The organism is Ensifer adhaerens (genome assembly GCF_000697965.2).
In the GTDB taxonomy this organism is placed as follows: Bacteria; Pseudomonadota; Alphaproteobacteria; order Rhizobiales; family Rhizobiaceae; genus Ensifer; species Ensifer adhaerens.
Genome location: NZ_CP015880.1, coordinates 1820464 through 1845200, shown reverse-complemented (window position 1 = coordinate 1845200; position 24737 = coordinate 1820464). Strand labels below are relative to the sequence as shown.

The window sequence follows — 24737 nt, the reverse complement described above, 5'->3', positions numbered from 1 at the left end:
GTGAAAGGGCTTTGTCAATTGCGGCGAAATCGTGTCGAAACAGACCTTTGCCGCTGCCCGTTTCAGTGTTACCGATGGCCGCATGACACGCAGGATCATGTTGCAGGGAACCGGCTCGGATGTCGGAAAATCGGTATTGGTGGCGGGGCTCTGCCGGCTTGCCGCCAATCAGGGCCTGAAGGTCCGGCCGTTCAAGCCGCAGAACATGTCGAACAACGCCGCCGTTTCCGACGACGGCGGCGAGATCGGCCGCGCGCAATGGCTGCAGGCGCTGGCCGCGCGCGTGCCGTCGTCGGTGCACATGAACCCGGTGCTCCTGAAGCCGCAGTCGGACGTGGGCAGCCAGATCGTCGTTCAGGGCAAGGTCGCCGGGCAGGCCAGGGGGCGGGAATATCAGGCGCTCAAGCCCAAGCTGCTGGGCGCCGTCATGGAGAGTTTCGAACAAATATCGGCCGGTGCCGATCTCGTGGTGGTCGAAGGCGCCGGCTCGCCGGCCGAAATCAACCTCAGGCCCGGCGACATCGCCAATATGGGCTTTGCGACACGGGCCAATGTGCCGGTCGTGCTGGTCGGCGACATCGACCGCGGGGGGGTGATCGCCTCGCTGGTCGGCACGCATGCGATCCTGCCCGAGGAAGACCGGCGCATGGTGACCGGCTATCTCATCAACAAGTTCCGCGGCGACGTCACGCTGTTCGACGACGGCATTGCTGCCGTCAACCGCTACACCGGCTGGCCCTGCTTCGGCGTCGTGCCGTGGCTGAAGGCGGCGGCACGCCTGCCGGCGGAAGATTCCGTCGTGCTGGAGAAGCTGACGCGCGGCGAGGGGCGGGCGCTGAAGGTTGCCGTCCCGGTACTGTCGCGCATCGCCAATTTCGACGACCTCGATCCGCTCGCCGCCGAACCGGAGATTGATCTCGTCTTCGTGCGGCCTGGCAGTCCCATTCCGGTCGACGCTGGCCTCGTCGTCATTCCCGGGTCGAAATCGACCATCGGCGACCTCATCGATTTCCGTGCGCAAGGGTGGGACCGTGACCTCGAACGTCATGTGCGCCGGGGCGGCCGGGTCATCGGCATCTGCGGCGGCTACCAGATGCTCGGCCGGCGCGTCACCGATCCGCTCGGCATCGAGGGCGGCGAACGTGCGGTCGAGGGCCTCGGGCTGCTCGAGGTCGAGACCGAGATGGCGCCGGAAAAGACGGTGCGCAACAGCCGCGCCTGGTCGCTGGAGCATGATGTGGTGCTCGAAGGCTACGAAATCCATCTTGGCAAGACGCAAGGTGCGGACTGTGGCCGGCCGTCGGTGCGCATCGACAATCGCGCCGACGGCGCCCTTTCGGCCGATGGCCGCGTGATGGGCACCTACCTGCATGGGCTCTTCACCAGCGACGCCTATCGCGGCGCGCTGCTCAAGAGTTTCGGCATCGAAGGCGGCGCCAACAACTACCGCCAATCGGTCGATGCGGCGCTCGACGATGTCGCGAACGAACTGGAGGCTGTGCTCGATCGTCGCTGGCTGGACGAGTTGCTCAGGCACTAGGGACGCGGCAACGGTCAGCCAGCAGGTCCGGTACGTCGGGCCCAACAGGAGCAACGAGCTTATCCGACGGAACTACGCTGCGACATCGTGCTCCTCGCTTGCGGCTTCCCAGACTTCCCGCGCGGCATCCAGGTTCATCAGGGCAATCCCCAGGCCGACGATCAGGTCCGGCCAGGCCGACTGCCACAGATAGGCTGTCGCCAGACCCGCGGCGATGATGGCCACATTGGCGAAGGCATCGTTGCGGGCCGAGAGAAATGCTGCCCGCGTGAGGCTGCCGCTCGTGTGACGGTAGGCGACGAGCAGATAGGCGCAGAAGAGGTTGACCACCAGCGCCCCAAGTCCGGTCAGGGACAGGGCAAAGGGCTCTGGCGGGACCGGATCCATGAACTTCGCCCAGGCCGTCCAAAGGAAGGCCAGCGCCGGTACCAGTAGAATGAACGCCATCGCCATGCCGACCCGCGCGCGGGTTCGCGCCGTCCAGGCCAGAGCAAAGAAAATCAGCATGTTGACGGAGGCGTCTTCGAGGAAGTCGACGCTGTCGGCCATGAGGGACACCGAGCCGATCGAAAGCGCGACAAGGAGTTCGACCCCGAAATAGCCAAGGTTCAACAGGGAGACGATGAGGACGACGCGGCGCAGGTCGGTATCCACTCGAAAGGTTCCCTTTCTGGCGAGATTCGCCCTCGGCACTTTTTTTGGCGAGATTCGCCCTCGGCACTTTGGCACAGGTGTTAGCAGCAGTTTGCTATCCATAGCACTAGGTTTCGACATCGGTTCCGTTCACACTGCCGTCGTGCCTGACGCCCGACAAATCGTCGCGTGGCGCAACTCGGCCGGGGAGGCGTCGCATGCGTCGATTGACTTTGGGCTGCCCGCTTCCTAATCATCAGGTGTTGGATGGTTCCCCCTTGTCGTGGCGATCTGGGGGAATAATTGGGAATGTGACGGATGGACCCAAATCGGGCATCCTTATCGCAGCCGACCCCGCGACTGTAGAACGGTCAGGGTTCGCCATCGGGATTGGTGCCGGGCTGTCGGCCGGTTGCATGGGCAATCGGGGCAGGTCGGGGATCAAGCCGGAAAAGCCACTGGCGTGGCATCGTGATCAGCCGGGTTTGGACGCCTCTTCTTCTACGAATCGTCCGCCTTTCACGATGTCCCTCACAGCGCCCATGCGTCGGAGACGACGCGCAAAGGTTCGCTGTGGCACCGGAAAGACGCCGGGAAGGTGAGGCGGGCCGCTCGGGCCCTGACATCGGAACCTTGCCGTTTAAGGGCGAGGCGATGTTCGGCCCGTGACGCCGTGAGCCAGGAGACCTGCCATCCGGCATGGGCATTCCGCCCGAGGGGACTTTTGTCTCCAACGCCATCACGGAGGTTGTTTTGGCTCGCAGATGTTTTCAAGAACGCGCCCGTGGCGCGTCCGATGGCTTTTGCCACCGACGGCTGATTTGGGAATGTTGAGGCAGCCACGATGAGCAGTCTCAGCGCCGGGCCCGTGCTGGTCCTTGGCGGCGCCCGTTCCGGCAAGTCCAGCTTTTCCGAGAGGCTCGTCGAAGCGTCCGGCTTCACCATGCATTATGTCGCCACGGGCCGCGCCTGGGACGACGAAATGCGCGAGCGCATCGACCATCACCGGACGCGCCGCGGCGAGGGCTGGACGACGCATGAGGAGCCGCTCGATCTCGTCGGCATCCTCAGACGCATCGATGATCCCAGCCATGTGGTCCTGATCGACTGCCTGACGCTATGGGTCACCAATCTCATGCTGGAAGAGCGCGACATGACGGCGGAGTTCGCCGCCCTTGTTGCGTATCTGCCCGAGGCGCGGGCGCGCCTCGTCTTTGTTTCCAATGAGGTCGGCCTCGGCATCGTGCCCGAGAACCGCATGGCCCGCGAGTTTCGCGACCATGCCGGCCGGCTTCACCAGATCGTTGCGGAGAAATCCGCTGAAGTTTACTTTGTCGCGGCCGGTTTGCCGCTGAAAATGAAGGGTTGATCCATGACCACTGCGAGAGCCAACCAGGGCAAGATCCCGGCGACCGTCATCACCGGCTTCCTCGGCGCCGGCAAGACGACGATGATCCGCAACCTGCTGCAGAACGCCGACGGCAAGCGCATCGCGCTGATCATCAACGAGTTCGGCGATCTTGGCGTCGACGGCGATGTCTTGAAGGGCTGCGGTGCCGAGGCCTGCACCGAGGACGACATCATCGAGCTCACCAATGGCTGCATCTGCTGCACCGTGGCTGACGATTTCATCCCGACCATGACGAAGCTGCTCGAGCGTGAAAACCGTCCTGACCACATCATCATCGAAACCTCGGGCCTTGCCCTGCCGCAGCCGCTGATCGCCGCTTTCAACTGGCCGGATATCCGCAGCGAAGTGACCGTCGATGGCGTCGTCACCGTGGTCGACAGCGCCGCCGTTGCCGCTGGCCGCTTTGCCGACGACCACGACAAGGTCGATGCGCTGCGCGTCGAGGACGACAATCTCGATCACGAAAGCCCGATCGAGGAGCTGTTCGAGGATCAACTGACGGCTGCCGATCTCATCGTTCTCAACAAGACCGATCTGATCGATGCCTCCGGCCTCAAGGCCGTGCGCGACGAGGTGTCTTCGCGCACCAGCCGCAAGCCCACGATGATCGAGGCGAAAAACGGCGAAGTCGCCGCTGCCATCCTGCTTGGCCTCGGTGTCGGCACGGAAAGCGATATCGCCAACCGCAAGTCGCATCACGAGATGGAGCACGAGGCAGGTGAGGAGCACGATCACGACGAGTTCGACAGCTTCGTCGTCGAGCTCGGTTCGATCGCCGATCCGGCCGCCTTCATCGATCGCCTGAAGGGCGTAATCGCGGAGCACGACGTTCTGCGCCTCAAGGGTTTTGCAGACGTGCCCGGCAAGCCGATGCGCCTCCTGATCCAGGCGGTCGGCGCCCGCATCGACCAATATTACGACCGCGCCTGGGGCGCTGGCGAAAAGCGCGGTACGCGCCTCGTCGTCATCGGCCTGCACGACATGGACGAGGCGGCGGTGCGCGCCGCGATCACCGCGCTCGTGTAGATCGTTCTTTGAATGAAATGATCTAACGCATTGAAATGATGCAGTTCCGGATGGAGAACGCTTTTAGCGTTTTCGTTCGGAATTGCCCCAACGGACAAGACGAATGCATCTGCTTCTCGCCCAGAAAGGAACGATCGCCGACGGCAACGAGGCGATCGACCTTGGGCAAACGCCGGCCGATATCCTTTTCCTATCGGCCGCCGACACCGAGCTCTCCTCGATCGCCGCGGCTCACGGCCGACGCGACGGAGGCTTGAGCCTGCGCATCGCCAGCCTGATGAGCCTGATGCACCCGATGTCGGTCGACACTTACGTCGAGCGCACGGCGCGTCACGCCAAGCTGATCGTCGTCCGGCCGCTCGGTGGCGCCAGCTATTTCCGTTATCTGCTGGAAGCCCTGCATGCGGCTGCCGTCACCCATCGTTTCGAGATCGCGGTTCTGCCGGGTGACGACAAGCCGGATCCGGGGCTGGAGCCTTTCTCCACCGTCGCAGCCGACGACCGCCAGCGCCTTTGGGCTTACTTCACCGAAGGCGGCTCGGACAATGCCGGGCTGTTTCTCGACTATGCGGCCGCACTGGTCACAGGTGCGGAGAAGCCGCAGCCGGCAAAGCCCCTGTTGAAGGCCGGCATCTGGTGGCCGGGTGCTGGTGTGATCGGCGTCAGCGAATGGCAGTCCCTTGTTCAGGGACGGATGGTAGCGAGGGAGGGATTCGAACCCCCGACGGTCGGGATCTGCTTTTACCGCGCGCTCGTGCAGAGTGGCGAGACACGGCCTGTGGAGGCGCTGATCGATGCGCTGGAGGCTGAAGGTGTGCGGGCACTGCCGGTGTTTGTCTCAAGCCTCAAGGATGCCGTTTCCGTCGGCACGCTGCAGGCGATTTTTTCCGAGGCCGCACCCGACGTGGTGATGAACGCCACTGGCTTTGCGGTCTCGTCGCCCGGTGCCGACCGTCAGCCGACGGTGCTGGAATCGACCGGTGCGCCGGTGCTGCAGGTGATTTTCTCCGGCTCGTCGCGGGCGCAATGGGAAACGTCGCCGCAGGGGCTGATGGCGCGCGACCTCGCCATGAACGTGGCACTCCCCGAAGTCGATGGCCGCATCCTTGCGCGCGCCGTCTCCTTCAAGGCGGCGTCGATCTATGACGCCAAGGTGGAGGCCAATATCGTCGGCCATGAGCCGCTCGAAGGCCGGGTGCGCTTTGCCGCTGATCTTGCCGTCAACTGGGCGAAGCTGCGCCGGGCAGAGCCCGCCGAGCGCCGTATTGCCATCGTCATGGCCAACTATCCGAACCGCGACGGTCGCCTCGGCAACGGTGTCGGGCTCGACACGCCGGCCGGTACCGTCGAGGTGCTTAGCGCCATGGCGCGGGAAGGCTATGCGGTCGGTGAGGTTCCCGCCGATGGCGACGCGCTGATCCGCTTTCTGATGGCCGGGCCGACCAATGCGGCGAGCCATGACCGTGAAATCCGCGAGCGTATTTCGCTGAACGATTACAAAACGTTCTTCGATTCGCTTCCGAAACAGATAAAGGATGAAGTTGCCGGTCGCTGGGGCGTGCCGGAGGCCGATCCCTTTTTCCTCGATGGCGCCTTCGCGCTGCCGCTCGCCCGCTTCGGCGAGGTGATCGTCGGCATCCAACCGGCGCGCGGCTACAACATCGATCCGAAGGAAAGCTACCATTCCCCGGACCTCGTGCCGCCGCATGGCTATCTCGCCTTCTACGCCTTCCTGCGCCAGCAGTTCGGAGCGCAGGCGATCGTCCACATGGGCAAGCACGGCAATCTCGAATGGCTGCCGGGCAAGGCGCTGGCGCTGTCGGAAACCTGCTATCCCGAAGCGATCTTCGGGCCGCTGCCGCACATCTATCCCTTCATCGTCAACGATCCGGGCGAAGGTACGCAGGCCAAGCGCCGCACCAGCGCCGTCATCATCGACCACCTGACCCCGCCCTTGACGCGCGCCGAATCCTACGGCCCGCTCAAGGATCTGGAAGCGCTCGTCGACGAATATTACGACGCCGCCGGCGGTGATCCGCGCCGCCTCAGGCTGCTCAGCCGCCAGATCCTCGATCTCGTGCGCGACATCGGCCTCGACAGCGACGCAGGCATCGACAGGGGCGACAGCGACGACAAGGCGCTGGAAAAGCTCGACGCCTATCTCTGCGACCTCAAGGAAATGCAGATCCGCGACGGCCTGCACATCTTCGGCGTTGCGCCGGAAGGGCGGTTGTTGACGGACCTCACCGTAGCGCTGGCGCGCGTGCCCCGAGGTCTCGGCGAGGGCGGCGACCAGAGCCTGCAGCGGGCGATCGCAGCGGATGCGGGGCTGCGTGGGTTTGCTATTCCCACCTCGGCGGGGGGCAACCCCGCACGCGACGCCCAACCCTTCGACCCGCTCGACTGCGTCATGTCCGACACCTGGACAGGCCCGAAACCGTCCATCCTCGCTGACCTCTCGGACGCCCCCTGGCGCACCGCCGGCGATACGGTCGAGCGCATCGAGTTGCTTGCCGCAAATCTCGTGTCGGGTGAACTGGCTTGCCCGGACCACTGGGCCAACACCCGCGCCGTGCTCGGCGAAATCGAAACGCGCCTGAAGCCGTCGATTTCAAACTCGGGTGCCGCCGAGATGACCGGCTTCCTCACCGGTCTCAGCGGCCGCTTCGTCGCCCCCGGTCCATCGGGCGCGCCGACGCGCGGCCGGCCGGATGTGTTGCCGACGGGGCGCAATTTCTACTCGGTCGACAGCCGCGCCGTGCCGACGCCGGCGGCTTACGAGCTTGGCAAGAAATCGGCCGAGCTTCTGATCCGCCGCTACCTGCAGGACCATGGCGAATGGCCGTCCTCCTTTGGCCTGACCGCCTGGGGCACGGCGAACATGCGCACCGGCGGCGACGACATCGCCCAGGCCCTGGCGCTGATCGGCGCCAAGCCCACCTGGGACATGGTCTCTCGCCGGGTGATGGGCTACGAGATCGTGCCGCTCGCAGTCCTCGGCCGCCCACGCGTCGACGTGACCTTGCGCATTTCCGGCTTCTTCCGCGATGCCTTCCCGGACCAGATCGCGCTCTTCGACAAGGCGATCCGCGCCGTCGGCGCGCTGGAGGAAGACGATGCCGACAACATGATCGCCGCACGCATGCGGGCGGAAAGCCGGCGGCTGGAGGCCGAAGGCGTGGAAGCCGCCGAGGCCGCGCGTCGCGCCTCCTACCGCGTCTTTGGCGCAAAGCCCGGTGCCTATGGCGCCGGCCTGCAGGCGCTGATCGACGAGAAGGGCTGGGAAACCAAAGCAGATCTCGCCGAGGCCTATCTTACCTGGGGCGCCTATGCCTATGGCGCCGGCGAGGAGGGCAAGGCCGAGCGCGATCTTTTCGAGGAGCGCCTGCGCACGATAGAGGCGGTGGTGCAGAACCAGGACAACCGCGAGCACGATCTGCTCGACAGCGACGACTACTACCAGTTCGAAGGCGGCATGAGCGCTGCCGCCGAACAGCTCGGCGGTCACCGTCCGGCGATCTACCACAACGACCATTCCCGTCCGGAAAAGCCTGTGATCCGGTCGCTCGAAGAAGAGATCGGCCGCGTGGTCCGGGCCCGCGTCGTCAATCCCAAGTGGATCGATGGCGTCATGCGCCACGGATACAAGGGCGCCTTCGAGATCGCTGCCACGGTCGACTACATGTTCGCCTTTGCCGCGACCACGGGTGCGGTGCGCGACCATCATTTCGAGGCCGCTTATCAGGCGTTCATTGTCGACGAGCGCGTGGCTGACTTCATGCGCGACAAGAACCCGGCCGCCTTTGCCGAGCTTGCCGAACGCCTGCTTGAAGCAATCGACCGCAATCTCTGGACGCCGCGCTCGAATTCGGCGCGGTTTGAACTTGCCGGCATCGGCACGGCAGCAACCCGGCTTCGTGCCGGCAATGAATAGAGCGGTTCCGGGCTGGCGGTTATCCGTCCGGAATTGCTTGGAAACAAAGACCTGGTTCCGTTTCGCTGCTCAGTGAAGTGCGAAAAGGAACCGAAGCGGGACGAGGGCGTCTGCCCATCCCGAACTTGAGAACTGAGGGAGTGATCATGAGCGACGAGACGACAGTAGGCGGCGAAGCCCCGGCCGAGAAGGACGATGCCCGCCACGCCATGAAGATGGCGAAGAAGAAGGCAGCACGCGAAAAGATCATGGCGACGAAGACCGACGAGAAGGGTCTGATCATCGTCAACACCGGCAAAGGCAAGGGCAAGTCGACCGCCGGCTTCGGCATGATCTTCCGCCATATCGCCCACGGCATGCCCTGCGCCGTCGTGCAGTTCATCAAGGGTGCGATGGCAACCGGCGAGCGCGAGTTGATCGAGAAGCATTTCGGCGATGTCTGCCAGTTCTACACGCTCGGCGAGGGCTTCACCTGGGAAACGCAGGATCGCGCCCGCGATGTTGCGATGGCTGAAAAGGCCTGGGAGAAGGCGAAGGAACTGATCCGTGACGAGCGCAACTCGATGGTGCTGCTCGACGAGATCAACATTGCTCTGCGCTACGACTACATCGACGTCGCCGAAGTGGTGCGCTTCCTGAAGGAAGAAAAGCCGCACATGACGCATGTGGTGCTCACCGGCCGCAACGCGAAAGAAGACCTGATCGAAGTCGCCGATCTCGTCACTGAGATGGAGCTGATCAAGCATCCGTTCCGTTCCGGCATCAAGGCGCAGCAGGGCGTGGAGTTCTGATGAGCCAGAGCTGGCAGTTCTGGGCGCTGCTTTCGGCCGCCTTCGCTGCGCTCACGGCGGTGTTTGCCAAGGTCGGGGTTGCGCAGATCAACTCCGACTTCGCAACGCTGATCCGCACCGTCGTCATCCTCTGCGTGATCGCCGCCATCGTGGCGGCGACAGGGCAGTGGCAGAAGCCATCGGAAATCCCGGGCCGCACCTGGCTGTTCCTGGCGCTGTCAGGGCTTGCGACTGGCGCTTCCTGGCTTGCCTATTTCCGCGCGCTGAAGCTCGGCGACGCCGCCCGCGTGGCGCCGCTCGACAAGCTCTCGATCGTCATGGTCGCGATCTTCGGCGTGCTCTTCCTCGGTGAAAAGCTCAACCTGATGAACTGGCTCGGCGTCGCCTTCATTGCCGCCGGGGCGCTGTTGCTGGCGGTGTTTTGAGCGCGCCTGCTCTGGTGCCTGTTCACTGAATGCTCGCCTCAATCAATCCGTAATCCCGACACATGCAGTGGTTGTGACGAGCGGGAGGACGGCATGCAGATTGAAGGCAATTGGAGCGAGCGCCTTCCTGATCCGTCGGGCCACGTCGCGCAGTTCGGCAGACGCTGGAAGCGTCGCAGCCTGAGGGTGAGCCCTGCTTCAGACCCACCGGCGGACACGCCTGCAATAGGCACCGTAGGCGTCGCCGAAGACCTTGGCGAGGTGGGTTTCCTCCATGCGGATCTGGTAGGAAATCGAGATCCAGGCGGAGAGCGCCAGCGCCACCGAGATGACGTTGGGCACCGCCATCACCGTGCCGATCAGCGCGGTCACCATGCCGACATAGATCGGGTTGCGCGAGAAGGCATAGAGGCCTGAGGTCACAAGCGGCGCGTCCTGCTTTTCAGGGATGCCGATCTTCCAGGAATGACGCATCGCCCATTGCGACAGCATCGTCAGCCCGCCGCCGAGCGTCATCAGCGCCAGGCCGACGGCGTGAAGGATGGGCGTGTCGAGCGCCGGGATCCGGCCGAGGGCAGCATCGACGGAGGCCGGGAGCATGGCGACCGCCAGCAGGTGGATCACCAGCGCTGCGACGATCAGGCGGAAAAGCCTGCCCGCAAACCCTTCCGCATCGTCGCCATAGGTTAGCACGACCGGCGAGCGGCCGGATTGCACGCGGCGGAGGATCGCCAGCGCGAGCGTGGACAATCCCACGACGAGCATCAGGATGGTGGGAAGGGTGGTGGACATGGAAACCTCTGGAGCGAGCTGACAAGACAGGAGCGCACGACGGGTAGGCGGCCCATATGAGCGTCTACCCGGCGAAGCATTCTGATCACCTTGCAATCTCTAGTAACTAGAGGTTCAAGCGTCGGACCTGTCCGACTTTCGTCGTGGTTACCGGATCTTATTGCCAAGCGTTGGAGGCTGTCATCGTCGCCCCCGCCGTGTCGGAAGGTCGGCAAAATTCGTCTCTTGACGGCTGCTCCTTCCGTCGAGCGATTGCATAGGCAGGAGGCCGCACCCATGTTAGACCGTCGACAGGCTAAATACGGGTGAACCTTGAAGAATACTCTCAGAGCTGCGGTTGGTGTCGCATCGGTCTTGCTGTTCTTGTCATCAGGTGTGGCGGGGCAGGCGCAAACCGTGAAGAGCGGGGCGTCACGAGCTCAAGAAACGACGACCACCCAGAAGGCGAAACCGAAAACTAAAACGACGCGCAAGCAAAGGGCTGCGGATGAAGCCAAGGCCAAGGCGCTCGCCGAAGCGCGCCGTCCACGGATTTGCAAGACGCGGGAGAGCGAATGCAGCTATGGCGCAGGTCCGGTCGGAGAGCAGTGCTCGTGCTGGTCGAAATCCGGTGCGCCTGATCTTGGCATAACTGTCAGGCGTTGACCGCCCGCGACCTTCGCGCGGGCAGGCAAGCGTGCGTCGCTCGAAGCGACGCCTGACGCGATAGAAATCACGGGTCGCCTGGTTCGTTCTGAAAGCTTGGGATTGGGTTTAGGTGATGGAAGCCGGCGTTGAACGCAAAATAATGATCGATCTCGAGAACAGCGCGCTCCAGTTTGCAACCCGAGCACACGGCGAACAGAAGCGTAAGTATGACGGTCGGCCCTATATCGTTCATCCGATTGCGGTGGCGGAGATTGTTCGAAGCGTGCCCCATACGCCCGAAATGATCGCCGCAGCGCTGCTTCACGATACGGTCGAAGATACCGACGCGACGCTGCTGGAGATCAAGGAAGCGTTCGGCCCCAAGGTCGCAACACTGGTTGCGTGGCTCACCGACATATCCACTCCGTTCCACGGCAACCGACAGGTGCGCAAGGAACTGGATCGCCAGCACCTCGCATCGGCGCCCGCCGCGGCGAAAACCGTCAAGCTCGCCGACCTGATCGACAATGCGATAGCGATCAAAGCCGGCGATCCGAATTTCTGGAAAGTGTTCGGCGCCGAGATGAAACGCTTGCTGGAGGTCTTGGGCGACGGCGACGAGACCCTTCTCGCAAAGGCCCGTGCATTAGCGCCGGAATGAGAGTGCCGCCGTTTATCGGCAAGCATGTCTGCGCCATGTCGACCCGGTCAACCGGTCATCCAAGATCGCAGAACGGACATGCATTTGCGGTTTTGCCCGCCGGTGTGGCCCAGCCACGCCTCACAGGCTGCGCGGTTGCGGCCGTTAGGACAGCGCAGAATTTGCCGACCGCGCCGCGCCTCAATGCCCCAGCCAGATCCGCAAGGGATGCGTCGGATCTGCGAGCAGCCGGATCGCGAGCGCGATCGAGACGATGACGAGCAGCGGCTTGATGATCTTGGCGCCCTTGGCCATGGCATAGCGCGAGCCGACCTGGGCGCCGAGGAACTGGCCGAGGCCCATCAACAGGCCGACCTTCCAGAGAACGGCGCCGAAGAAGAGGAAGACGCCGAAGGCGCCGACGTTGGAGCCAAAGTTGAGGAACTTCGTGTGCGCCGTCGCCTTCAACACGCCGAAGCCGGCGAGGGTAACGAAGCCGAGCATGAAGAACGAGCCGGTGCCGGGGCCGAAGACGCCGTCATAAAAGCCGATTAGCGGCACCAGTGTCAGCGTGAAGACGAAGGGGGTGACGCGGCTGTGCTGGTCGACGTCGCCCATGTTCGGCTTCAGGCCGAAATAAAGCGCAATGGCGATCAGCAGAAAGGGCAGGATCGCCTTCAGCACGTCGCCGGGAACGATGGTTGCGAGCAGGGCGCCGAGCACGGCGCCGGCGGCCGACATCAGCGCCATCGGCAGCTGCTCTTTCAGGTTCACGTGGCCGCGCCGGGCATAGGACAGCGTGGCCGAGCCGGAGCCGAACAATCCCTGCAGCTTGTTGGTGCCGAGCGTCTGCAAGGGCGGGATGCCCGCAATGAGCATGGCCGGAATGGTGATCATGCCACCGCCGCCGGCGATCGAATCGATGAAGCCTGCGATGAAGGCGGCGACGAACAGGAAGGCGAGCAGGTGGAAGGCGAGATCTTGCACGGCGGGGACTCGAGAGGAGAGCTGTCAGGCGGGATTTTCCGCCTTGTGTCAGAGCCCGGCGCGATTTGCAAAGCCTTCTGTCGCGGTGTTGCTGTCCATGCAGGTGTCGAAATTGAAAAACCGACAAAGATTCAAAGCCTTGTTCCAGCTCGCTGTCTTTCTGGATGGAGGCGCTCTCGCCCGCATGGTGCCGAAGAAGGGCTGTCCTTGCGATACGGTAGGCGGATGACGATCTTCCTCAAACGCGACATGGCGATGGCGCAATCCGGTTTGACCGGCCTTCCGCGCTCCGGTAAAAATGAAGGATATGCGACGGCGTCCGCTTTGGCGGACTGAAAGAGCGTCCGGTGCGGCCGACCCAGTCAGGGGGCCATCAGCCGGTGCTGTCCAGATCGGCCGGGACGGATCGTCCCAGCCGGCGCTTCGTTAAGGAGAACAACGAAGGGAGCCGGCCGCCGATGCCATCGGGCCAACACTCTGCACAGACGACGAAAGCAGGAGCCGGGCTGGTGCTCGGGCTCGGCTGCGAGCGTCGCACGCCGGCCGAAGAGGTGATCGCCCTTGCCGAGCGTGCGCTTGCCGATGCCGGTGTTGCGCCCGGCGATCTGCGGCTGGTCGCCTCGCTCGATGCTCGCGCCGAGGAGCCGGCGATCCTGGCGGCCGCTCAGCATTTCGCGGTTCCGGCCGCGTTCTACGATGCCGCCACGCTCGAAGCCGAAGCTTCCCGGCTCGCCAACCCGTCCGAGATCGTCTTTGCCTACACGGGTTGTCATGGCGTTGCCGAGGGTGCAGCGCTCGTCGGCGCCGGTCGCGAAGCCGTGCTGATTGTGCAGAAGATCGTCTCCGCCCATGCGACGGCCGCACTTGCCGGGCCGGCGACCTTGCGCGCCGAAAAGCGCATCCAGGCGGCGGAGGCTGTCTGATGCATTCTTATGTTGTTGAATTGAATCAATCTTTTGCCCGGGGTTTCTCTCAAGTGGAATCCGGTTCTTTAGAGAGCGCGTCAGGCGTGCCGTTGGGTGGCGCCGAAATACAGGTGGGACAGCACGCATGATCGACGACCTCTTTGCCGGATTGCCGGCGCTCGAAAAAGGTTCGGTCTGGCTGGTCGGCGCCGGCCCCGGCGATCCCGGCCTGTTGACGCTGCATGCGGCCAATGCGCTGCGCCAGGCGGATGTGATCGTGCATGATGCGCTGGTCAACGAGGATTGCCTGAAGCTCGCGCGGCCGGGCGCCGTGCTGGAGTTTGCGGGCAAGCGTGGCGGCAAGCCGTCGCCGAAGCAGCGCGACATCTCGCTTCGCCTCGTCGAACTCGCGCGCGCCGGCAACCGGGTGCTGCGCCTCAAAGGCGGCGATCCCTTCGTCTTCGGTCGCGGTGGCGAGGAGGCGCTGACGCTGGTCGAACACCAGGTGCCGTTCCGAATCGTGCCCGGCATCACCGCCGGTATCGGCGGGCTTGCCTATGCCGGCATTCCCGTGACCCATCGCGAGGTCAACCACGCGGTCACTTTCCTGACTGGCCATGATTCCTCCGGCCTGGTGCCGGATCGCATCAACTGGCAGGGCATCGCCAGCGGCTCGCCTGTCATCGTCATGTACATGGCGATGAAACATATCGGCGCGATCACCGCCAACCTCATTGCCGGCGGCCGCTCGCCGGACGAACCGGTCGCCTTCGTCTGCAACGCCGCGACGCCGCAGCAGGCGGTGCTGGAAACGACGCTTGCGCGTGCAGAGGCCGATGTTGCGGCGGCAGGGCTGGAGCCGCCGGCGATCGTCGTCGTCGGCGAGGTGGTGCGGCTGCGCGCAGCGCTCGACTGGATCGGCGCGCTGGACGGGCGCAAGCTTGCCGCCGACCCGTTCGCCAATCGCATTCTCAGGAACCCGGCATGAGCGGATTGCTGATTGCCGCACCCGCGTCCGGCTCCGGCAAGACGACGGTGACGCTCGGGCTGATGCGCGCCCTGAAGAGGCGCGGCGTGGCGATCGCGCCCGGCAAGGCGGGGCCGGACTATATCGATCCCGCTTTCCACGCGGCAGCGACCGGCGAGCCCTGCTTCAACTACGACCCCTGGGCGATGCGCCCGGAACTGCTGCTTGCCAATGCGTCGCATGTGGCCTCCGGCGGGCGCACATTGATCGTCGAGGCGATGATGGGACTGCATGACGGTGCTGCCGACGGCTCGGGAACGCCAGCGGACCTCGCCGCGACGCTGAACCTTGCGGTCATTCTGGTGGTCGATTGCGCCCGCATGTCCCAGTCGGTTGCCGCCCTCGTGCGCGGCTATGCGGATCATCGCGACGATATCCGGGTGGTTGGCGTCATCCTCAACAAGGTCGGCAGCGATCGGCATGAAATGATGCTGCGCGATGCGCTCGGCAAGGTGCGCATGCCTGTCTTCGGCGTGCTCCGGCAGGACAGCGCATTGCAACTGCCGGAGCGCCATCTCGGGCTCGTGCAGGCGGGCGAACACTCAGCGCTTGAGGGCTTCATCGAGGCGGCGGCCGCGCGGGTCGAGGCTGCCTGCGATCTCGACGCCATCCGCCTGATCGCGACGATTTTCCCGCAGGTGCCCGCGGCGGCCGATGCCGAGCGTTTGCGGCCGCTCGGTCAGCGCATCGCGGTCGCGCGCGATATCGCCTTTGCCTTCTGCTACGAGCACCTGCTTTACGGCTGGCGGCAAGGCGGCGCGGAGATTTCCTTCTTCTCGCCGCTCGCCGACGAGGGGCCGGATGCGGCAGCCGATGCCGTCTATCTTCCGGGGGGTTATCCGGAGCTGCATGCGGGGCAGCTGAGCGCCGCCGCCCGATTCCGTTCCGGCATGCATTCCGCGGCGGAACGCGGCGCCCGCATCTTCGGCGAGTGCGGCGGCTATATGGTGCTCGGCGAAGGGCTTGTCGCTGCCGATGGCACACGCTACGACATGCTCGGCCTGCTGCCGCTCGTAACCAGTTTTGCCGAGCGCAGGCGGCACCTCGGCTATCGCCGCGTCGTGCCTGTCGACAACGCCTTCTTCGATGGACCCATGACGGCGCACGAATTCCACTATGCGACCATCGTCGCCGAAGGGGCGGCCGATCGGCTGTTTGCGGTCAGCGACGCCGCCGGCGAGGATCTCGGCCAGGCGGGCCTCCGGCGCGGCCCTGTCGCCGGTTCCTTCATGCATCTGATCGACGTCGCAGGTGCTGCATGAGCGCACCGATCGTTCATGGTGGCGGCATCACCGAGGCCGCAGCGCGCTATGGCGGCCGGCCTGAAGACTGGCTCGATCTGTCGACCGGCATCAATCCATGCCCCGTCGCCTTGCCCGCGGTCCCTGAGCGCGCCTGGCACCGGCTGCCGGATCGGCAGACGGTAGATGATGCGCGGAGCGCCGCCGCCGACTACTACCGCACCAACGGCGTGCTGCCTTTGCCGGTGCCGGGCACCCAGTCGGTGATCCAGCTCCTGCCACGTCTTGCTCCGGCCAACAGGCACGTCGCGATTTTCGGGCCGACCTATGGCGAGTATGCCCGCGTGCTTGAAGCGGCCGGCTTTGCTGTCGATCGCGTCGCGGATGCCGACGCGCTCACGGCCGAACATGGGCTTGTCATCGTCGTCAACCCCAACAACCCGACCGGCCGCGCCTTGGCGCCGGCGGAGCTTCTGGCGATCGCCGCAAGGCAGAAGGCGAGCGGCGGACTGCTGCTGGTCGATGAGGCCTTCGGCGATCTTGAGCCGCAACTGAGTGTCGCTGGTCACGCGTCAGGGCAAGGCAACCTCATCGTCTTCCGCTCCTTCGGCAAGTTCTTCGGCCTTGCGGGCCTGCGCCTCGGCTTCGTCGTTGCGACCGAGCCAGTGCTTGCATCCTTTGCCGATTGGCTCGGTCCCTGGGCTGTCTCCGGCCCGGCGTTGACGATCTCGAAAGCGCTGATGCAGGGCGATACGAAGGCGATCGCGGCGGGCATCCTCGAGCGTCGCGCCGGCCTCGATGCGGCTCTCGATGGGGCAGGGCTCAACCGTATCGGCGGCACGGGGCTATTCGTGCTGGTCGAGCATCCCAGGGCAGCTCTGCTGCAGGAGCGGCTCTGCGAGGCCCATATTCTCACGCGCAAGTTCGACTATGCCCCGACCTGGCTCAGGGTCGGTCTTGCGCCTGACGCGGCTGGTGACCGACGGCTGGCGGACGCGCTTGCCCGCATGGAGCTCTGAGGTGTCGGAGACGATCCTGCTCATTCTCGCGCTGGCGCTGGTGATCGACCGCGTTGTCGGCGATCCGGACTGGCTCTGGGCGCGCGTGCCGCATCCGGTCGTGTTTTTCGGCAAGGCCATCGGCTTTTTCGACGCGCGGCTGAACCGGGAGGACCTCGAGGATAGCGCGCGCAAATTTCGTGGCGTCGTCGCGATCCTTTTGTTGCTTGGCATCAGCGCCTGGTTCGGCCATCTGCTGCATCGCCTGTTCGCCGTCCTCGGACCGCTCGGCTTTCTGCTCGAGGCGGTTCTGGTCGCGGTCTTCCTGGCACAGAAGAGCCTCGCCGATCACGTGCGTCGCGTGGCCGGGGGCTTGCGACAGGGCGGGCTGGAAGGCGGGCGTGCCGCCGTGTCGATGATCGTTGGTCGCGATCCAAAGACGCTCGACGAGCCGGCGGTCTGCCGTGCCGCGATCGAAAGCCTTGCCGAGAATTTCTCCGACGGCGTCGTGGCGCCGGCCTTCTGGTACGCGGTTGCCGGCCTGCCGGGGCTTCTTGCCTACAAGATGCTGAACACCGCCGATTCGATGATCGGCCACAAGTCGCCGAAATATCTGCACTTCGGCTGGGCCTCGGCCCGACTCGACGATCTCGCCAACCTGCCGGCAGCGAGGCTCTCGATCCTTTTGATCTCAGCCGGTGCGCTGATCCATCGTGGCGCCAGCGCCGCCAAGGATGCGCTGACCGTGGCCCTTCGCGACCATGGCCTGCACCGCTCGCCGAACTCCGGCTGGCCGGAAGCGGCCATGGCCGGCGCGCTCGATCTGCAGCTTGCCGGTCCGCGGATCTATGGCGGCGTCAAGGTCAGCGAACCTATGATCAACGGTCCGGGCCGAGCGGTTGCAACAAGCGAAGACATCGACGCCGGTATTGCTGTATTTTATGGCGCCTGTACGGTCATGGCCGGGTTTGTTCTTGCAATCGCAATGATTTGATCGCGGAAGTTGACCTTCGCATTAAGACTCTGCTTTCCATATGTATTAAGATCGTATCATATTCTATCAGTTATTCTCCTGGAACGTTTGGTTCCACCGGTACGTGTTCGTCTTCCCGGAGAGAGAAGCATGCGCAAAAGCTTTCTGACTGCGCTGATTGCCGCTCTGCTGCAGTTTGCCGTTCAACCCGCGAACGCCGCCAATCTCATTGCCGATATCAGCCTGTCGTCGCAGACGATGACCGTGCGGCAATACGGCGTCGTCATGTATCGCTGGAAGGTGTCGACGGCGCGCAAGGGCTATGTGACGCCACGCGGCAGCTGGAGCGCCAAATGGCTCTCTCGCAATCACCGTTCACGCAAATACGACGACGCGCCGATGCCATATGCCGTGTTCTTCAACGGCGGCTACGCCATCCACGCCACCTACGACATCAAACGCCTCGGCCGCCCGGCATCGCACGGCTGCGTGCGGCTCCATCCAAACAACGCGGCGGAGTTTTTTGCGCTGACGCGGGAACATGGGCTGAAGAACACGCGGATCGTAATTACGCGGTGACGCCTGCCTAGCCAGCCCCTCATCCCCCTGCCGGGACCTTCTCTCTGTTTTGAAGGGGAGAAGGGATCCGAGGCACCGTTTCCGCTTCATCTTCGACCGTTTCGTAAGAAGTGAACGGTAGAATGCGCGTCCCCATCTTCAACGTGACTGCTTGGCTTTCCTCGGGGTAAACCCGAGGAGAGGGCAATTCTGTCGGGCACTTGATGAGGCAGCTAAGAGCCGCTGGCGACCGTCAGTCGATGCCTGCCACATGCATCAGCCGGTCGAGGCTCGGCACGGTGACGTGGCGGCTGTTTTCGATGCGGATGACATTCTCCTTGCGGAGCTTGGTGATCTGGCGGCTGACGGTCTCGATGGTCAGGCCGAGATAGTCGGCGATGTCGGCGCGCGACAGCGGCAGGTCGAACACGTTCGAGGTGCCGTTTTCCGGGTCGATGTGAGTTGCGATGATGTAGAGGAAGCTTGCGACCTTCTCCTGCGCGGTCTTGCGGCCAAGGGTGAGCATCCAGTCGCGCGCTTCGTCCAGTTCCTTCAGCGCCTGCTCGTGCAGCCGGTGTTCCAGCCCGGGAGCCTCGGAGACCAGCCGCTCGATGACGTTGCGCGGGAAGCAACAGATGTCGGTGTCGACAGCCGCTTCCGCCGTCAGCGCGCTTTCGCGGGTGAAGGGCCGGCCCATGAAATCAGGGGCGAACTGCAGGCCGACGATCTGCTGGCGGCCGTCGGCCAGCACCTTGCTGAGCTTGACGACGCCGGAGATGATATTTGCGTAGCTGTCGGTGGTTTCTCCCTGGCCGATGACCTCGCGGCCGGGCTCGATGCTGCGGCGGGTGGAGTGACGGCTGAGGTCGAGAAGCTGATCCGGAGAGAGCGTACCGCAAACGCCGCCATGGCGCGCCTCGCAGGCGGAGCAGACGGCTGGAACGTCCGAATTATGGATATCCTTGCGGCGATGTTCGTTCACGATCTGCAATTCTTTCTACCTGCATTCCATTGCTCCCTGGATGACCAAAGAGGATGCGGGTCGTTAAATCAAGAGTTGACAGGTGCTAATTCCGAAAGCGCGAAACAATGTCTCATGCTGGCTTGAGCATTGTCAATTTTAACGTGTTAATTCGCCGACTTGATCAAAATCAAAGGCCTCATTGCCGATCCGTCCTAAGCCGTTTTCATGACAGCGGAGAGACTGATGGACGACGCGCTAATCCTCAAGCATGCGAACCCCGTGCCACGCTACACCAGCTACCCGACCGCGCCGCATTTTTCCGAAGCGGTGGGGCCGGTTGACTATCAAAGCTGGCTCGGGGCGATCGGTCCGGATGAGGCGATCTCGCTCTATGCTCACGTGCCCTATTGCGACCGGCTCTGTTGGTTCTGTGCTTGCCATACCAAGCAGACGCTGCGGTATGATCCGGTGGCAACCTACCTCACGGGCCTGCATCGGGAGATTGCAGAGATCGGCGGGCGGGTGAGCCGCGAAGCCAAGGTAACGGCCCTGCATTTCGGCGGCGGCTCGCCGACGCTCGTCAGGCCCGACGACCTGATCGCGCTGAAACGCGCCTTTACCGATCACTTCACCTTCGCGGCTGATTGCGAGATCAGCGTCGAGATGGATCCGAACGATCTCGACGAAGCGCGCCATGATGCGCTGGCGGGGATCGGTATGACGCGGGCGAGCTTCGGCATCCAGGATTTCGACCCCGTCGTGCAGAAGGCGATCAACCGCATCCAGACCTTCGAGCAGACGCGTGACGCGATCGAGGCATCACGGGTAAGGGGCGTGCATTCGGTCAATTGCGACGTGCTCTATGGTTTGCCCTATCAGAGCCTCCAGTCGCTTGAGCGCACCATGGAGGCAGTGCTTTCGCTCGACCCCGATCGCGTCGCACTCTTCGGCTACGCCCATGTGCCGTGGATGAAGACGCATCAGAAGATGATCCCGGACGAAAGCCTGCCCGGCATCGTCGAGCGCTTCGCGCAGATGAGCCGCGCGGCCGAAATGCTGGCTGCCGCCGGCTACGAGTCCATCGGCATCGACCATTTCGCGAAGCCCGACGACAGCCTGGCGCGGGCCAGCCGGGAAGGGCGTCTCCGTCGCAATTTCCAGGGCTATACCGACGATGCCGCCGAAACGCTCGTCGGGCTTGGCGCCTCCGCGATCGGCCAGTTTCGTCAAGGTTATGTCCAGAACATGCCGGCGACCGGTGAGTATCTGCGCCATGTTGAAAACACGGGGCTCGCTGCGGTCCGCGGTTATCGCTTCACACCGGACGACACTTTGAGAGCAAAAGTGATTGCCGACGTCATGTGCCGTTTTGCCTTCTCCTTTGCTGAGGTTGAGGAAGCGTTTCCCGGGCTGGCAGGGGCTGTGATCGAGGAGGCACGGCTGTTTCGGGCGCGCGACGTGGATGGGCTGACGACGATCGAAAACGGGGTTTTCCGCCTGACTGAACGCGGCAGGCCCTTTGCCCGCTCGGTTGCAGCCACCTTCGACGCCTATCTCGGCAACGGCCGGGGCCGGCATTCGGTGGCCGTCTGACCCCATGCTCTGTCGCAACACCGTTTTCCAATTCGAAAGCCTTTGCCATCAAGGCCATTGGCTTTTGCGGCGCATTTACCTATAGGATCGCCGAGACTCGACTTAAAATATTAGAGGTATGCGCGTGACAGCTACATTCGACAAGGTTGCCGACATTATCGCGGAAACGAGCGAGATCGATCGCGAGACGATTACGCCGGAAAGCCACACGATCGACGATCTCGGCATCGACAGCCTGGACTTCCTCGACATCGTGTTTGCGATCGACAAGGAATTCGGCATCAAGATTCCGCTCGAGCAGTGGACGCAGGAAGTCAACGAAGGCAAGGTTTCGACCGAAGAATACTTCGTTCTGAAGAACCTCTGCGCCAAGATCGACGAACTGCGGGCTGCCAAGGGCTGATCGGGCTTTCGCCCGAGCCTTGCCACTCGATTTCCAATGCCGCCCGTCGCGCCCCGCGCTTGACAGGCGGCATTGGCGTTTTTACTTGAGCCCGAAACCAACAGGGTGAGCCTCAATGCTCCTTGAATACTTCCAGATGATCGACCGTGTCGAAACGGTCGATCTTTCGGCTGGCCGGCTGACGGCGCGGTCCGTCGTGCCGGAGAAGAGCCCGGTGTTCGAAGGCCATTTCCCAGGCTACCCGCTGGTGCCCGGCGTGCTTCTGATCGAGACCATGGCGCAGGCCTCCGGTTTCCTGGTGCTCGCCGCCACCAATTTCGCCGCCATGCCCTTCCTGATGTCGGTCGACGGCGCCAAGATGCGGACCTTCGTCGAGCCCTCGGCCGAACTCGAGATCGAGGCTTTCCTCGAGCATGAAGGTTCGGGCTTTGCCGTCACCAAGGCGAAGATCACCTCTGGCGGCAAGAAGGTCTGCGATGCCCAGCTGAAACTGAGAACGATGCCGTTCGATCAGGTTCCGCTCGGCGATATCGTGCGCAAGCGGGCTGGAGAAGTGGGTCTGATGGCGGCGCTTTCGGCGGCAGCCGGTTCGGAGAAGTAAGATGAGCAAATCTGCAAACGACGTTGTCATTACCGGCGTCGGTATCGTCACCAGCCAGGGCGTCGGCGTCGAGCCGCATCTGGCGCTGCTTACCGCCGGCACGTCGCCGGCCGTGCGCGTCGAGACCGAAAAGTTCAGCCCCTATCCGGTGCACCCGCTGCCGGAGATCGACTGGTCGCAGCAGATCGCCAAGCGTGGCGACCAGCGGCAGATGGAAAACTGGCAGCGTCTCGGCGTTTTTTCCGCGGGCCTGGCGCTCGATGACGCCGGTCTCAAGGACAATCTCGAAGCCTGCGGCAGCATGGACATGATCGTCGCTGCCGGCGGCGGCGAGCGTGACATCAACGTCGATTCGCTGATCGTCGACGAGGCGCTGAAGCGCAACGACCGCGAACAGCTCCTCAATGAAAAGCTGACGACCGAACTGCGCCCGACGCTGTTCCTGGCCCAGCTTTCGAACCTGCTCGCCGGCAACATCTCGATCGTGCACAAGGTCACCGGTTCGTCGCGCACCTTCATGGGCGAGGAAGCGGCCGGCATCTCGGCGATCGAAACCGCCTTTGCCCGGATCAAGGCCGGCCAGTCGACGCATACGCTCGTCGGCGGCGCGTTTTCGGCCGAGCGCCTGGACATCATGCTGATGATCGAGGCGATCCAGGGCCAGGCGACCGGTGACTGGCACCCGATCTGGTCGCGCAGCCGCGACAACGGCGGCGGCATGATCCCCGGGTCGGTCGGAGCCTTCCTGGTGCTGGAATCACGCGAGTACGCCGAAGCCCGTGGCGCCCGTATCTATGCGACGATCGACGCGATCGGCAGCGACCGCGGCAGCCGCGCTGACGGCAAGCTCGAAGCCCGCCTTGCGGACCTTGCGAAACCGGCCGAAAAGCTCGACCCTGCAGGCACCGTGGTCTTTTCCGGCACGTCAGGCTTTCATGATCTCGTCGCCAGCGAAAAGGCGTTCCTGCAGGCCAATCTGGCCGGCGCGCCGGTGCGTGCCTATGGCGGCATCGTCGGGCACAGCATCGAGGCGCAGTTTCCGGCGGGCCTCGCGCTTGCTGCACTCACGCTCGGCCACGGCGCCAAGGTACCGGCCTTCGACGGCAGCTTCGAAAAGCCGATGACGGCGGCTGCCCGGTCGGCGGTCGTGACCACCGTCGGTCATTCACGCGGCGAAGGCGTCGCGGTCCTTTCGGCCGAATAAGAGGAACGATTGATGAGCAACGCTTACAAGGATCATCTCGGTCGTCCGATCGTCGCCGTCACTGGCATGGGCGTCATCACCTCGCTCGGCCAGGGGCTCGAGGACAACTGGTCGGCGCTGACCGGCGGCGTCTCCGGCATCCGCAAGATCACCCGTTTCCCGACGGAGGGTCTCAACACCCGCATCTCCGGCATGGTCGATTTCATCGAGGTGCCGGCGGCCAACTCCGTCGAGCGCTCCTACGCCATGGCGCGCGAGACGACGCTGGAAGCGCTGGCGCAGGCGGGGCTTTCCGGCGACTTCAACGGTCCGCTGTTTCTGGCCGCCCCGCCGATCGAGCCTGAATGGAGCGCGCGCTTCGAGCTTGCCGACCGCTCGCCGCCTTCCGAACAGCCGGGCGATGCGTACAACCGTTTCCTCGCCGCGATGCGCCAGAAGGCCGATCCGGTGTTCCATGAGGCCGTGCTCTTCGGCTCGATCTCCGAGCGCCTTGCCGATCGCTTCGGCACGCGCGGCCTGCCGGTGACGCTCTCGACGGCCTGTGCCTCGGGCGCGACCGCGATCCAGCTCGGCGTCGAGGCGATCCGCCAGGGCCGCACCGATCGTGCGCTGACGGTAGCGACCGATGGTTCGGTCAGCGCCGAAGCACTCATCCGCTTTGCGCTGCTTTCCGCGCTCTCCACCCAGAACGATCCGCCGGAGAAGGCCTCCAAGCCCTTCACAAAGGATCGGGACGGCTTCGTCATCGCCGAAGGCGCTGCGACCCTGGTCCTGGAATCGCTTGAATCTGCCGTTGCCCGCGGCGCCCGTGTCTACGGCATCCTGAAGGGCTGCGGCGAGAAGGCCGATCTCTTCCACCGCACGCGCTCGTCGCCCGACGGCGGCCCGGCGATTGCGACGATCCGCGCGGCCCTTGCCGACGCCGGCATCGACGAAGGCGGCATCGGCTACATCAACGCGCACGGCACCTCGACGCCCGAGAACGACAAGATGGAATATCTGTCGATGTCTGCCGTCTTCGGTGAGCATCTGCCGTCGATCCCGGTCTCGTCGAACAAGTCGATGATCGGCCACACCCTGACGGCCGCCGGCGCGGTCGAGGCGGTGTTCTCGATTCTGACGATGCTGACGGGCACGCTGCCGCCGACGATCAACTACCAGAACCCCGATCCGGCGATCGTGCTCGACGTGGTGCCGAACGTGAAACGCAGCCAGCAGGTGTCTGCGGTGCTGTCGAACTCCTTCGGTTTCGGCGGCCAGAACGCCAGCCTGGTGATGACGGCCGAGCCGGCTTGAGCCGGACCTGGTGAAACGAAATACCCCCCTCTGGCCTGCCGGCCATCTCCCCCAACAAGGGGGAGATCGACGCGCGGCCGGCCGATCGCTCCAATAACAAGGCCCGATTTCGGTGCTTTTCGTGAAGGGCAAAGGGGTGCCACATCCAATCTCCCCCCTTGTGGAGGA

At 64.0% G+C, this 24737-nt stretch carries 22 protein-coding genes and 1 riboswitch; of the genes, 18 read left to right on the top strand and 4 right to left on the bottom strand.

The features are described from left to right. Positions 1 to 82 precede the first annotated feature (82 nt). On the top strand, positions 83 to 1540 hold the full coding sequence (locus tag FA04_RS08800) for a cobyric acid synthase (protein WP_034788549.1): 1458 nt from the start codon (positions 83 to 85) through the stop codon (positions 1538 to 1540). Between the two features lie 72 nt (positions 1541 to 1612). On the opposite strand, the gene FA04_RS08795 is transcribed toward FA04_RS08800, so the two are convergent. After that, positions 1613 to 2194, bottom strand: a complete 582-nt coding sequence (locus FA04_RS08795) for a cation efflux transmembrane domain-containing protein (protein ID WP_034788257.1) — start codon at positions 2192 to 2194, stop codon at positions 1613 to 1615. Between the two features lie 230 nt (positions 2195 to 2424). Beyond that, a riboswitch (cobalamin riboswitch) is annotated at positions 2425 to 2646 on the top strand. 371 nt (positions 2647 to 3017) lie between these two features. On the opposite strand from FA04_RS08795, the gene cobU reads away from it, so the two are divergent. The 5 genes from cobU to FA04_RS08770 all read left to right on the top strand — a co-directional run bounded on the left by cobU (position 3018) and on the right by FA04_RS08770 (position 9760). Then, the gene (gene cobU, locus FA04_RS08790; protein WP_034788264.1) at positions 3018 to 3542 is read left to right on the top strand and encodes a bifunctional adenosylcobinamide kinase/adenosylcobinamide-phosphate guanylyltransferase; all 525 of its coding nucleotides are present in this window, start codon (positions 3018 to 3020) and stop codon (positions 3540 to 3542) included. Between the two features lie 3 nt (positions 3543 to 3545). Beyond that, a complete protein-coding gene (gene cobW, locus FA04_RS08785; RefSeq protein WP_034788267.1) occupies positions 3546 to 4610 on the top strand; it encodes a cobalamin biosynthesis protein CobW in 1065 nt (354 codons plus the stop codon). A gap of 103 nt (positions 4611 to 4713) precedes the next feature. Then, the gene (gene cobN, locus FA04_RS08780) at positions 4714 to 8544 is read left to right on the top strand and encodes a cobaltochelatase subunit CobN (RefSeq protein WP_034788270.1); all 3831 of its coding nucleotides are present in this window, start codon (positions 4714 to 4716) and stop codon (positions 8542 to 8544) included. A gap of 146 nt (positions 8545 to 8690) precedes the next feature. Next, a complete protein-coding gene (cobO, locus tag FA04_RS08775) occupies positions 8691 to 9335 on the top strand; it encodes a cob(I)yrinic acid a,c-diamide adenosyltransferase (RefSeq protein ID WP_034788552.1) in 645 nt (214 codons plus the stop codon). After that, positions 9335 to 9760 (top strand): EamA family transporter, encoded by a 426-nt coding sequence (locus tag FA04_RS08770; protein WP_034788274.1) that lies wholly within the window; start codon positions 9335 to 9337, stop codon positions 9758 to 9760. Before cobO ends, FA04_RS08770 begins: the two co-directional genes overlap by 1 nt. A gap of 198 nt (positions 9761 to 9958) precedes the next feature. Here FA04_RS08770 and FA04_RS08765 read toward each other — a convergent pair whose 3' ends face one another. Further along, complete coding sequence (locus tag FA04_RS08765) at positions 9959 to 10552, bottom strand: methyltransferase family protein (protein ID WP_034788278.1); 594 nt, start codon at positions 10550 to 10552, stop codon at positions 9959 to 9961. Positions 10553 to 11339: 787 nt separating this feature from the next. Between FA04_RS08765 and FA04_RS08760 the strand changes: the two genes are divergently transcribed. Further along, positions 11340 to 11840 carry an HD domain-containing protein gene (locus FA04_RS08760; protein ID WP_034788555.1) on the top strand — a complete coding sequence of 167 codons (501 nt, stop codon included), beginning with the start codon at positions 11340 to 11342 and terminating at the stop codon, positions 11838 to 11840. A 180-nt stretch (positions 11841 to 12020) separates the two neighbouring features. Here the strand turns inward: FA04_RS08760 and FA04_RS08755 are convergent, their stop codons facing one another. Next, entirely contained in the window at positions 12021 to 12806 is a 786-nt protein-coding gene (locus FA04_RS08755; protein ID WP_034788283.1) for a TSUP family transporter, read from the bottom strand. A gap of 458 nt (positions 12807 to 13264) precedes the next feature. Between FA04_RS08755 and FA04_RS08750 the strand changes: the two genes are divergently transcribed. The 6 genes from FA04_RS08750 (at position 13265) to FA04_RS08725 (ending at position 18529) form a co-directional block, all read left to right on the top strand. Continuing rightward, the gene (locus FA04_RS08750; RefSeq protein ID WP_034788287.1) at positions 13265 to 13729 is read left to right on the top strand and encodes a cobalamin biosynthesis protein; all 465 of its coding nucleotides are present in this window, start codon (positions 13265 to 13267) and stop codon (positions 13727 to 13729) included. Between the two features lie 130 nt (positions 13730 to 13859). After that, complete coding sequence (gene cobA / locus FA04_RS08745) at positions 13860 to 14699, top strand: uroporphyrinogen-III C-methyltransferase (protein ID WP_176960267.1); 840 nt, start codon at positions 13860 to 13862, stop codon at positions 14697 to 14699. Continuing rightward, positions 14696 to 16000 (top strand): cobyrinate a,c-diamide synthase, encoded by a 1305-nt coding sequence (locus tag FA04_RS08740; protein WP_034788296.1) that lies wholly within the window; start codon positions 14696 to 14698, stop codon positions 15998 to 16000. The genes cobA and FA04_RS08740 overlap by 4 nt, the downstream gene beginning before the upstream one ends. Next, on the top strand, positions 15997 to 16998 hold the full coding sequence (cobD, locus tag FA04_RS08735; RefSeq protein WP_034788299.1) for a threonine-phosphate decarboxylase CobD: 1002 nt from the start codon (positions 15997 to 15999) through the stop codon (positions 16996 to 16998). The genes FA04_RS08740 and cobD overlap by 4 nt, the downstream gene beginning before the upstream one ends. A 1-nt stretch (position 16999) precedes the next feature. After that, on the top strand, positions 17000 to 17971 hold the full coding sequence (gene cbiB, locus FA04_RS08730) for an adenosylcobinamide-phosphate synthase CbiB (RefSeq protein ID WP_034788304.1): 972 nt from the start codon (positions 17000 to 17002) through the stop codon (positions 17969 to 17971). A gap of 129 nt (positions 17972 to 18100) precedes the next feature. Continuing rightward, the gene (locus FA04_RS08725) at positions 18101 to 18529 is read left to right on the top strand and encodes a L,D-transpeptidase (protein ID WP_034788308.1); all 429 of its coding nucleotides are present in this window, start codon (positions 18101 to 18103) and stop codon (positions 18527 to 18529) included. A gap of 232 nt (positions 18530 to 18761) precedes the next feature. Here FA04_RS08725 and FA04_RS08720 read toward each other — a convergent pair whose 3' ends face one another. Then, positions 18762 to 19499, bottom strand: coding sequence for a Crp/Fnr family transcriptional regulator (locus tag FA04_RS08720; RefSeq protein WP_051659129.1), 738 nt, complete (start codon positions 19497 to 19499; stop codon positions 18762 to 18764). A 216-nt stretch (positions 19500 to 19715) separates the two neighbouring features. Here FA04_RS08720 and hemN point away from each other — a divergent pair, with 216 nt between their 5' ends. The 5 genes from hemN to FA04_RS08695 all read left to right on the top strand — a co-directional run bounded on the left by hemN (position 19716) and on the right by FA04_RS08695 (position 24569). Then, entirely contained in the window at positions 19716 to 21065 is a 1350-nt protein-coding gene (gene hemN / locus FA04_RS08715; protein WP_034788311.1) for an oxygen-independent coproporphyrinogen III oxidase, read from the top strand. A gap of 118 nt (positions 21066 to 21183) precedes the next feature. Then, on the top strand, positions 21184 to 21468 hold the full coding sequence (locus tag FA04_RS08710) for an acyl carrier protein (RefSeq protein WP_089044188.1): 285 nt from the start codon (positions 21184 to 21186) through the stop codon (positions 21466 to 21468). Between the two features lie 115 nt (positions 21469 to 21583). Further along, entirely contained in the window at positions 21584 to 22069 is a 486-nt protein-coding gene (locus tag FA04_RS08705) for a 3-hydroxyacyl-ACP dehydratase FabZ family protein (protein WP_034788315.1), read from the top strand. A 1-nt stretch (position 22070) separates the two neighbouring features. Further along, positions 22071 to 23273 carry a beta-ketoacyl-ACP synthase gene (locus tag FA04_RS08700; RefSeq protein ID WP_034788318.1) on the top strand — a complete coding sequence of 401 codons (1203 nt, stop codon included), beginning with the start codon at positions 22071 to 22073 and terminating at the stop codon, positions 23271 to 23273. 12 nt (positions 23274 to 23285) lie between these two features. Then, on the top strand, positions 23286 to 24569 hold the full coding sequence (locus FA04_RS08695) for a beta-ketoacyl-ACP synthase (RefSeq protein WP_034788320.1): 1284 nt from the start codon (positions 23286 to 23288) through the stop codon (positions 24567 to 24569). Positions 24570 to 24737: the final 168 nt, after the last annotated feature.

Bases quoted from the DNA above. Each gene is read 5' to 3' on its own strand.
- FA04_RS08800 (WP_034788549.1), top strand. From the start codon at position 83: ATGACACGCAGGATCATGTTGCAGGGAACCGGCTCGGATGTCGGAAAA.
- cobU (WP_034788264.1), top strand. From the start codon at position 3,018: ATGAGCAGTCTCAGCGCCGGGCCCGTGCTGGTCCTTGGCGGCGCCCGT.
- cobW (WP_034788267.1), top strand. From the start codon at position 3,546: ATGACCACTGCGAGAGCCAACCAGGGCAAGATCCCGGCGACCGTCATC.
- cobN (WP_034788270.1), top strand. From the start codon at position 4,714: ATGCATCTGCTTCTCGCCCAGAAAGGAACGATCGCCGACGGCAACGAG.
- cobO (WP_034788552.1), top strand. From the start codon at position 8,691: ATGAGCGACGAGACGACAGTAGGCGGCGAAGCCCCGGCCGAGAAGGAC.
- FA04_RS08770 (WP_034788274.1), top strand. From the start codon at position 9,335: ATGAGCCAGAGCTGGCAGTTCTGGGCGCTGCTTTCGGCCGCCTTCGCT.
- FA04_RS08765 (WP_034788278.1), bottom strand. From the start codon at position 10,552: ATGTCCACCACCCTTCCCACCATCCTGATGCTCGTCGTGGGATTGTCC.
- FA04_RS08760 (WP_034788555.1), top strand. From the start codon at position 11,340: ATGATCGATCTCGAGAACAGCGCGCTCCAGTTTGCAACCCGAGCACAC.
- FA04_RS08750 (WP_034788287.1), top strand. From the start codon at position 13,265: ATGCCATCGGGCCAACACTCTGCACAGACGACGAAAGCAGGAGCCGGG.
- FA04_RS08740 (WP_034788296.1), top strand. From the start codon at position 14,696: ATGAGCGGATTGCTGATTGCCGCACCCGCGTCCGGCTCCGGCAAGACG.
- cobD (WP_034788299.1), top strand. From the start codon at position 15,997: ATGAGCGCACCGATCGTTCATGGTGGCGGCATCACCGAGGCCGCAGCG.
- FA04_RS08725 (WP_034788308.1), top strand. From the start codon at position 18,101: ATGCGCAAAAGCTTTCTGACTGCGCTGATTGCCGCTCTGCTGCAGTTT.
- hemN (WP_034788311.1), top strand. From the start codon at position 19,716: ATGGACGACGCGCTAATCCTCAAGCATGCGAACCCCGTGCCACGCTAC.
- FA04_RS08710 (WP_089044188.1), top strand. From the start codon at position 21,184: ATGCGCGTGACAGCTACATTCGACAAGGTTGCCGACATTATCGCGGAA.
- FA04_RS08705 (WP_034788315.1), top strand. From the start codon at position 21,584: ATGCTCCTTGAATACTTCCAGATGATCGACCGTGTCGAAACGGTCGAT.
- FA04_RS08700 (WP_034788318.1), top strand. From the start codon at position 22,071: ATGAGCAAATCTGCAAACGACGTTGTCATTACCGGCGTCGGTATCGTC.
- FA04_RS08695 (WP_034788320.1), top strand. From the start codon at position 23,286: ATGAGCAACGCTTACAAGGATCATCTCGGTCGTCCGATCGTCGCCGTC.